An 8,295-nucleotide genomic window follows, 5' to 3' on the forward strand; every position below is an offset into this window, starting at 1 on the left:
CGTTCTGCGTATCCTCGGTGCGTGCTTCTCTCAGATAAGGACCTCCGGGCCGAGATCGATGCCGGGCGGGTTCGCATTGACCCGTTCGACGCTTCGATGGTGCAGCCCTCGAGCATCGATGTGCGGCTGGACCGCTACTTCCGGGTGTTCGAGAACCACCGCTATCCGCATATCGATCCCGCCGTCGAGCAGGTGGACCTGACCCGTAAGGTCGAGCCGGACGGTGACGAGGCGTTCATCCTGCACCCCGGGGAGTTCGTCCTGGCGTCCACCTACGAGGTCATCTCGCTCCCCGACGACCTGGCGTCGCGGCTGGAGGGCAAGAGCTCGCTCGGCCGGCTCGGGCTGGTGACGCATTCCACGGCCGGGTTCATCGACCCCGGGTTCTCGGGCCATGTGACCCTGGAGCTCTCGAATCTGGCGACGTTGCCGATAAAGCTCTGGCCGGGAATGAAGATCGGCCAGCTGTGTATGTTCCGGCTGACATCGCCCTCGGAGTTCCCGTACGGGTCCGAGCGCTACGGATCGCGTTATCAGGGCCAGCGAGGGCCGACCGCCTCGCGTTCCTTCATGAATTTCCATCGGACTCAGGTGTGATACGGCATGGCTGGTGAGGTGCGGGAGAATCTGACGTACGAGGTCTTCGGACACGCCGTACGTGAGCTGGCGCAGGCGGTGGCCGACGACGGTTACGAGCCGGACGTCGTGCTGAGCATCGCGCGGGGCGGGGTCTTCGTCGCCGGCGGGCTGGCGTATGCCCTGGACTGCAAGAACATCCATCTGGTGAACGTCGAGTTCTACACCGGGGTCGGGACCACTCTTGAGATGCCGGTGATGCTGGCACCCGTCCCCAACGCCATCGACTTCACGCGGAAGAAGGTGCTCATCGCCGACGACGTCGCCGACACCGGCAAGACGCTGAAGCTGGTCCGTGACTTCTGTATCGACCATGTGGCCGAGGTGCGCAGCGCCGTCATCTACGAGAAGCCGCATTCGCTCGTGAAATGCGAGTACGTGTGGAAGAAGACCGATCAGTGGATCAACTTCCCGTGGAGCGTGGAGAAGCCCGTCGTGCGCCGTGAGGGTCAGGTTCTCGACTCCTGAAGAGCCTGAAGAGCCTGAAGAGGCGGAAAGGGGGCCCCGGTGCGCAGCACCGGGGCCCCCTTTCCGCCTGTCTGATCAGATCGTGCCGAGCTTGATGATCGAGAGCAGCGCGATCAGCTGGATCGCGGAGGCGCCCAGGGCCTTCGGCCACGGCAGGTCGTGCGACTTGCTCACCATCAGCGTGAACAGCGCTCCGGCGGCCAGCCAGGTGATCCAGCCGAGGATCTGGACCAGGGAGTTCTCGCCGCCGAGGAACAGTGCGAAGACCAGGCGTGGTGCGTCGGTGATCGACATGATGAGCATCGACAGGCCCACGGTCGGCTGCCAGGAGCCCGTGCCGCCGAGCTGGCGGGCCAGGGTGTGCGTGACCGCGCCGAGGACCAGGCCGCCGATGACGAAGCCGATGCCCGTGAAGATGACGTACGGGGCGGCCGTGGAGACCTCCGCGTGGATGGCCTCGTCACGCGCCTGGTCGAAGCCGAAGAGCGCGAGAAGGCCGTAGATGAACGTGACGACGATCGCGGTGCCCCAGACGGGGTAGTCGCGCATCTGCCAGAAGGTCGGCGCCGGCCGCATCACGATGCCGCTCAGCAGCTGCTTCCAGTGCAGCCGCGGCCCCGAGGGCTGCGCGGGCGCCTGGCCTGCCTGGTAGGTGCTGCCGTCGCCGTACGGGTCGTCGTTGATGCTGAACGCCTGGGTGTGCCCCGGGGCGTTGGCATACGGGTCCTGCTGCGAGGGCTGGTGATACTGATCGCCGAAGTACTCCGGTTCACCGTGCCCGCCTGTGTGCGCGTTCCCACCCCCGTGTCCGTTGCCGCCGTGCCCGCCGCTGTACGGGGCGCCCTGAGGGCCGCCGTACGGTGCGCCGTTGCCCCCTGCCGGGGGCCACGACTGCCCGCCGTACGGCGGCGGTGATGCCTGCGCGCCGTACGGCTGTTGCTGCTGCGGGTGTTGTTGCGGTGTGCGGTTGTCCCGGCCGCGTCCGATCCTGAATCCAGCCACACATCGAACGTACCTGGTCTGTGTGGGTGCGGTGTGAGGGCCGGGGGAACACAGGTCCCATTGCGGCCTAGCTGTGACATCCCCTAGGGGAACCCTGGGGGGTCTGCGGGAGCTCCGGGCGCCCCGGCACAGCGCCCCTGGAACGCCGGAGCGGCCGGTCCTGCCCCCGAGGCAGGTCCGGCCGCTTCCGTGGTGGGAGGCAGCTACTGGACGGGTGCCGGTTCCGGCTGGTCGGCCGTCTCCGCGTCGCCCTCCGGGTCGGCGGGTGTCCTCACCGACTCGAGGAGCAGCTGTGACACGTCGACGACCTGGATCGACTCCTTCGCCTGGCCGTCGTTCTTCTTGCCGTTGACCGAGTCGGTCAGCATGACGAGGCAGAACGGGCAGGCGGTGGAGACGATGTCCGGGTTGAGGGAGAGGGCTTCGTCGACGCGCTCGTTGTTGATGCGCTTGCCGATCCGCTCCTCCATCCACATCCGGGCACCTCCGGCGCCGCAGCAGAAACCGCGCTCCTTGTGGCGGTGCATCTCCTCGTTCCGCAGACCCGGGACCTTCGCGATGATCTCGCGCGGGGGCGTGTAGATCTTGTTGTGGCGGCCCAGGTAGCAGGGGTCGTGGTACGTGATCAGACCCTCGACCGGCGTCACCGGGACGAGCTTGCCCTCGTCCACCAGGTGCTGGAGCAGCTGCGTGTGGTGGATGACCTCGTACTCGCCGCCGAGCTGCGGGTACTCGTTCGCGATGGTGTTGAAGCAGTGCGGGCAGGTCGCGACGATCTTCTTCGTCGCCTTGGCCTTCTTGGTGGAGTCGTCGTCGTCATCCTCGCCGAACGCCATGTTCAGCATCGCGACGTTCTCCTGGCCGAGCTGCTGGAACAGCGGCTCGTTGCCGAGGCGGCGGGCCGAGTCACCCGTGCACTTCTCGTCGCCGCCCATGATCGCGAACTTGACGCCCGCGATGTTCAGGAGCTCCGCGAAGGCCTTCGTCGTCTTCTTGGCCCGGTCCTCCAGGGCGCCCGCGCAGCCGACCCAGTAGAGGTAGTCGATCTCCGAGAGGTCCTCGACGTCCTTGCCGACGATCGGGACCTCGAAGTCGACCTCCTTGGTCCACTCGACGCGCTGCTTCTTGGCGAGCCCCCAGGGGTTGCCCTTCTTCTCCAGGTTCTTGAGCATCGTGCCCGCCTCGGACGGGAACGCGGACTCGATCATCACCTGGTAGCGGCGCATGTCGACGATGTGGTCGATGTGCTCGATGTCGACCGGGCACTGCTCCACGCACGCACCGCAGGTGGTGCAGGACCACAGGACGTCCGGGTCGATGACGCCGTTCTCCTCGGCGGTGCCGATGAGGGGGCGCTCGGCCTCCGCGAGAGCGGCCGCGGGAACGTCCTTGAGCTGCTCCTCGGTGGCCCTCTCGTTGCCCTCCATGTCCTTGCCGCCGCCGGCCAGCAGATACGGGGCCTTGGCGTGCGCGTGGTCGCGCAGGGACATGACCAGGAGCTTCGGGGAGAGCGGCTTGCCGGTGTTCCACGCGGGGCACTGCGACTGGCAGCGACCGCACTCGGTGCACGTGGAGAAGTCGAGGATGCCCTTCCAGGAGAACTGCTCGACCTGGGAGACACCGAAGGTGTCGTCCTCGCCCGGGTCCTCCCAGTCGATCTCCTTGCCGCCCGTGGTCATCGGCTGAAGCGCGCCGAGCGCGACCGCGCCGTCGGCGTTGCGCTTGAACCAGATGTTCGGGAAGCCGAGGAAGCGGTGCCAGGCAACGCCCATGTTGGTGTTGAGCGAGACCGTGATCATCCAGATCAGCGACACGCCGATCTTGATCATCGCGACGAAGTAGATGAGGTTCTGCAGCGTGCCGAGCGCGAGGCCCTTGAAGGCGAGCACCAGCGGATACGAGACGAAGTACGCGGCCTCGTAGCCTTCGACGTGGTGGATCGCACCCTCGAGGCCGCGGAGGGTCAGGATCGCCAGGCCGATGACGAGGATGACGTACTCGACGAAGTACGCCTGCCAGGCCTTGGAGCCGGCGAAGCGGGACTTGCGGCCGGCGCGCGACGGCAGGTTGAGCAGCCGGATGGCCATCAGCGTGACGATGCCGAGCACGGTCATCAGGCCGATGAACTCGATGTACAGCTCGAACGGCAGCCATCCACCGATGATCGGCAGCACCCAGTCGGCCTGGAAGAGCTGTCCGTATGCCTGGAGCAGCGTCGGCGGCAGGGTCAGGAAGCCGATGGCGACGAACCAGTGGGCGAAGCCCACGATCCCCCACCGGTTCATCCGGGTGTGGCCGAGGAATTCCTTGACCAGGGTGATCGTGCGCTGCTTGGGGTCGTCGGTGCGGCTGCCTGCCGGCACCGGCTGTCCTAGACGGACGAACCGGTAGATCTGCGCGACGGCTCGGCAGATGAGCGCAACGCCGACGACAGTCAGCACCAGCGACACGATGATCGCGGCGAGTTGCATTTGGGGGCTCCTCGGGCCTGCGAGGGTGGGATCCAGCGCGTACAAGCGATTACTAAGCAGTAACTTAATCAGTCTGTGCTGACACTATCCACTTATTCCGCCACGCTGTAGCCGGGCAGGCGGTGATCTGTGTCGCTCAGGCGAGCCTTCCCCGGGCGTCGCAGTCCGCTGAGCGCCGCACGCAGGGAAATGTGTACGGATTGCGCCAGGATCGCCAGGTCGAGCCCTGTCCCATGATGCTCTGCGTAGTGCGCGTCGAGGAGGGCGGGTTCGTCCCAGGGCATCCCTGACCTGGCGCGCACCTGGGCCAGGCCGGTGAGGCCGGGCCGGACGCTCTGCCGCCAGTGCCCGGCCGAGGGGCCGAGAAGTGCGGCGTCCTCCGGGGTGAGGGGTGACGGGCCGACCAGGGAGAGCTCTCCCCGTACGACGTGGGGGAGCCGGGACAGCAGGTCGAGCCGGAGCCGGCGGGTGCGCAGCGAGCGCAGTTCGAAGGGGCGGCCGCCGAGGCCCACCCGGATCTCGCGCTTCCGTGCGCCTCTGTCGCGGGGCGGCCGGAGGGTCAGAGCCAGTGCGGCGAGGGTGACCGCGGGGGCCGTCAGGAGCAGGAGCGCCGAGCCGAGTGTCAGGTCCAGGGTCCGTTTGGCCGTCATGGCCGCCAGAGGGCCGGTGATCCACCGGGCGGCCCTGGCGGTCAGCGCCCTGGCGGCACGCTCGGCCGAACGTCTTCTTCGTTCCGCAGTCTGCTTGGCGTTCCGCATGGCACCTGCCCGGAGTCGGTGACGTGACGGTATGACCGTCTCGATGCATTTTGTGACAGAACGATCCCACGGTGCGATGGTGGGTGGGGTGTGTGTGACGTGGAGCGCATGCCGGGTGTCGCGGACCGAAGCGGTCCCGATCGGCGTTCTTGGCTGCCTGGACGCAGAAAATTGCAGTTCAGGACCGTTGCGAGCACATAAGTTGAGCGTAAGTGACTCAGGTCCTTTGACTCCGGAGTGGGTGTCATGCATCCTTGAGTCAGATCCACTCAAGTAGTCAGTTGGAGGAATTGAAATGGCACGTGCGGTCGGCATCGACCTGGGCACGACTAACTCCGTCGTCAGCGTTCTCGAAGGCGGCGAGCCCACCGTCATCACCAACGCCGAAGGCGCCAGGACCACGCCGTCCGTCGTCGCCTTCGCGAAGAACGGCGAGGTGCTTGTCGGCGAGGTCGCCAAGCGCCAGGCGGTCACCAACGTCGACAGGACGATCCGTTCGGTCAAGCGCCACATGGGCACGGACTGGAAGATCGAGCTCGACGGCAAGAACTTCAACCCGCAGCAGATGAGCGCCTTCATCCTGCAGAAGCTGAAGCGCGACGCCGAGTCGTACCTGGGCGAGAAGGTCGCCGACGCGGTGATCACCGTCCCGGCGTACTTCAACGACTCGGAGCGCCAGGCGACGAAGGAGGCCGGTGAGATCGCGGGCCTGAACGTCCTGCGCATCGTCAACGAGCCGACCGCCGCCGCGCTCGCGTACGGCCTCGACAAGGACGACCAGACGATCCTCGTCTTCGACCTCGGTGGCGGCACCTTCGACGTGTCCCTCCTGGAGATCGGCGACGGCGTCGTCGAGGTGAAGGCCACCAACGGTGACAACCACCTCGGTGGTGACGACTGGGACCAGCGGGTCGTCGACTACCTGGTGAAGCAGTTCGCCAACGGACACGGCGTGGACCTGTCCAAGGACAAGATGGCTCTCCAGCGTCTCCGTGAGGCTGCGGAGAAGGCCAAGATCGAGCTCTCGTCCTCGACCGAGACCACGATCAACCTGCCCTACATCACGGCGTCCGCCGAGGGCCCGCTGCACCTGGACGAGAAGCTCACGCGCTCGCAGTTCCAGCAGCTGACCGCGGACCTCCTGGACCGCTGCAAGAACCCGTTCCACAACGTCATCAAGGACGCGGGCATCCAGCTCTCCGAGATCGACCACGTCGTTCTCGTGGGTGGCTCGACCCGTATGCCGGCCGTCGCCGAGCTCGTCAAGGAGCTCACGGGCGGCCAGGACGCCAACAAGGGTGTGAACCCGGACGAGGTCGTCGCCATCGGCGCCTCGCTCCAGGCCGGTGTCCTCAAGGGCGAGGTCAAGGACGTCCTGCTCCTCGACGTGACCCCGCTGTCCCTCGGTATCGAGACCAAGGGAGGGATCATGACCAAGCTCATCGAGCGCAACACCACGATCCCGACCAAGCGTTCCGAGATCTTCACGACGGCCGAGGACAACCAGCCGTCCGTGCAGATCCAGGTCTACCAGGGCGAGCGCGAGATCGCGGCGTACAACAAGAAGCTCGGGATGTTCGAGCTCACCGGTCTGCCGCCGGCCCCGCGTGGTGTGCCGCAGATCGAGGTCGCCTTCGACATCGACGCCAACGGCATCATGCACGTCGCTGCCAAGGACCTCGGCACCGGCAAGGAGCAGAAGATGACCGTCACCGGTGGCTCCTCGCTGCCGAAGGACGAGGTCAACCGGATGCGCGAAGAGGCCGAGCAGTACGCCGACGAGGACCACCGCCGTCGCGAGGCCGCCGAGTCGCGCAACCAGGGCGAGCAGCTCGTCTACCAGACGGAGAAGTTCCTCAAGGACAACGAGGACAAGGTCCCCGGCGACGTGAAGACGGAGGTGGAGACCGCGCTCACCGAGCTGAAGGAGAAGCTCAAGGGCGAGGACACCGCCGAGATCCGTACCGCCACCGAGAAGGTCGCGGCCGTCTCCCAGAAGCTGGGCCAGGCGATGTACGCCAACACCCAGTCCGAGGGTGCGACGCCGGGCGCCGAGGCGCCGGGTGACGACCAGGCCAAGGCCGCCGACGACGACGTCGTCGACGCCGAGATCGTGGACGACGAGAAGGACACGAAGGGTGGTGCGGCGTGACCGAGGAGACTCCGGGCTTCGACGAGAAGCCTGACGTCCCCTCCGGCGCCGATGCCGACGACGCCGAGCCGAAGGCCGCCACCCCCTCCGAGGAGGAGGCGGCGGCCCCGGCCGGGGACGTACAGCAGACCGCGGCTCTGACGGCCCAGCTGGACCAGGTCCGTACCGCGCTCAACGAGCGCACGGGCGACCTCCAGCGGCTCCAGGCCGAGTACCAGAACTACCGTCGCCGCGTCGAGCGCGACCGGGTCACGGTCAAGGAGGTCGCCGCGGCGGGTCTCCTGTCCGAGCTCCTGCCCGTGCTCGACGACATCGGCCGGGCACGGGAGCACGGCGAGCTCGTCGGCGGCTTCAAGGCCGTGGCCGAGTCGGTGGAGACGGTGGTCGCGAAGATCGGCCTCCAGCAGTTCGGCAAGGAGGGCGAGCCCTTCGACCCGACGATCCACGAGGCCCTGATGCACTCGTACGCGCCGGACGTCACCGAGACGACCTGCGTGGCGATCCTGCAGCCTGGGTACCGCATCGGGGAGCGCACCATCCGCCCCGCGCGGGTGGCCGTGGCCGAGCCGCAGCCGGGCGCCACGCCCGCGGCGGCGAACGAAGAGAAGGCAGACGACGAGGAGAGCGGTGGCACCGAAGAGGTCTGACATTGCGTCCGACCACAGCGGTGAACACCGACGGGGCGTGGGGGCGGCCCCCCCGCCCCCCCCCCCCCCGGGGGGGCGGGGGGCGGGGCGGGGCTGTTGACGCATGTAATAGTACGGGAGGTCTAAAAAAAACTTATTGGGCGGCCCCACGAACCCCCCGC

General features: G+C 67.2%; 7 protein-coding genes. 4 read left to right on the plus strand and 3 right to left on the minus strand.

Annotation, left to right across the window (positions count from 1 at the left end; genetic code table 11):
• The first annotated feature begins 21 nt into the window (after positions 1 to 21).
• Together dcd and ACIREO_RS32325 are read left to right on the plus strand one after the other, a co-directional pair.
• Entirely contained in the window at positions 22 to 597 is a 576-nt protein-coding gene (gene dcd / locus ACIREO_RS32320) for a dCTP deaminase (protein ID WP_404116631.1), read from the plus strand.
• Positions 598 to 603: 6 nt separating this feature from the next.
• A complete protein-coding gene (locus ACIREO_RS32325; RefSeq protein ID WP_404116633.1) occupies positions 604 to 1,104 on the plus strand; it encodes a phosphoribosyltransferase in 501 nt (166 codons plus the stop codon).
• A gap of 75 nt (positions 1,105 to 1,179) precedes the next feature.
• On the opposite strand, the gene ACIREO_RS32330 is transcribed toward ACIREO_RS32325, so the two are convergent.
• The 3 genes from ACIREO_RS32330 to ACIREO_RS32340 all read right to left on the minus strand — a co-directional run bounded on the left by ACIREO_RS32330 (position 1,180) and on the right by ACIREO_RS32340 (position 5,335).
• A complete protein-coding gene (locus ACIREO_RS32330; protein ID WP_404116635.1) occupies positions 1,180 to 2,106 on the minus strand; it encodes a Yip1 family protein in 927 nt (308 codons plus the stop codon).
• A gap of 203 nt (positions 2,107 to 2,309) precedes the next feature.
• A complete protein-coding gene (locus tag ACIREO_RS32335; RefSeq protein WP_404116637.1) occupies positions 2,310 to 4,577 on the minus strand; it encodes a heterodisulfide reductase-related iron-sulfur binding cluster in 2,268 nt (755 codons plus the stop codon).
• A 92-nt stretch (positions 4,578 to 4,669) separates the two neighbouring features.
• Entirely contained in the window at positions 4,670 to 5,335 is a 666-nt protein-coding gene (locus ACIREO_RS32340; RefSeq protein ID WP_404116639.1) for a sugar transferase, read from the minus strand.
• Positions 5,336 to 5,630: 295 nt separating this feature from the next.
• On the opposite strand from ACIREO_RS32340, the gene dnaK reads away from it, so the two are divergent.
• The gene (gene dnaK / locus ACIREO_RS32345) at positions 5,631 to 7,487 is read left to right on the plus strand and encodes a molecular chaperone DnaK (RefSeq protein ID WP_404116641.1); all 1,857 of its coding nucleotides are present in this window, start codon (positions 5,631 to 5,633) and stop codon (positions 7,485 to 7,487) included.
• Positions 7,484 to 8,134 carry a nucleotide exchange factor GrpE gene (gene grpE / locus ACIREO_RS32350; protein WP_404116643.1) on the plus strand — a complete coding sequence of 217 codons (651 nt, stop codon included), beginning with the start codon at positions 7,484 to 7,486 and terminating at the stop codon, positions 8,132 to 8,134. The genes dnaK and grpE overlap by 4 nt, the downstream gene beginning before the upstream one ends.
• The last annotated feature ends 161 nt before the right edge of the window (positions 8,135 to 8,295 follow it).

This window comes from Streptomyces sp. NPDC102441 (genome assembly GCF_044765585.1).
GTDB lineage: Bacteria > Actinomycetota > Actinomycetes > Streptomycetales > Streptomycetaceae > Streptomyces.

Excerpts from the sequence above, each read along its gene's own strand:
- ACIREO_RS32325 (WP_404116633.1), top strand. The coding sequence starts at position 604 with ATGGCTGGTGAGGTGCGGGAGAATCTGACGTACGAGGTCTTCGGACAC.
- ACIREO_RS32335 (WP_404116637.1), bottom strand. The coding sequence starts at position 4,577 with ATGCAACTCGCCGCGATCATCGTGTCGCTGGTGCTGACTGTCGTCGGC.
- ACIREO_RS32340 (WP_404116639.1), bottom strand. The coding sequence starts at position 5,335 with ATGCGGAACGCCAAGCAGACTGCGGAACGAAGAAGACGTTCGGCCGAG.
- dnaK (WP_404116641.1), top strand. The coding sequence starts at position 5,631 with ATGGCACGTGCGGTCGGCATCGACCTGGGCACGACTAACTCCGTCGTC.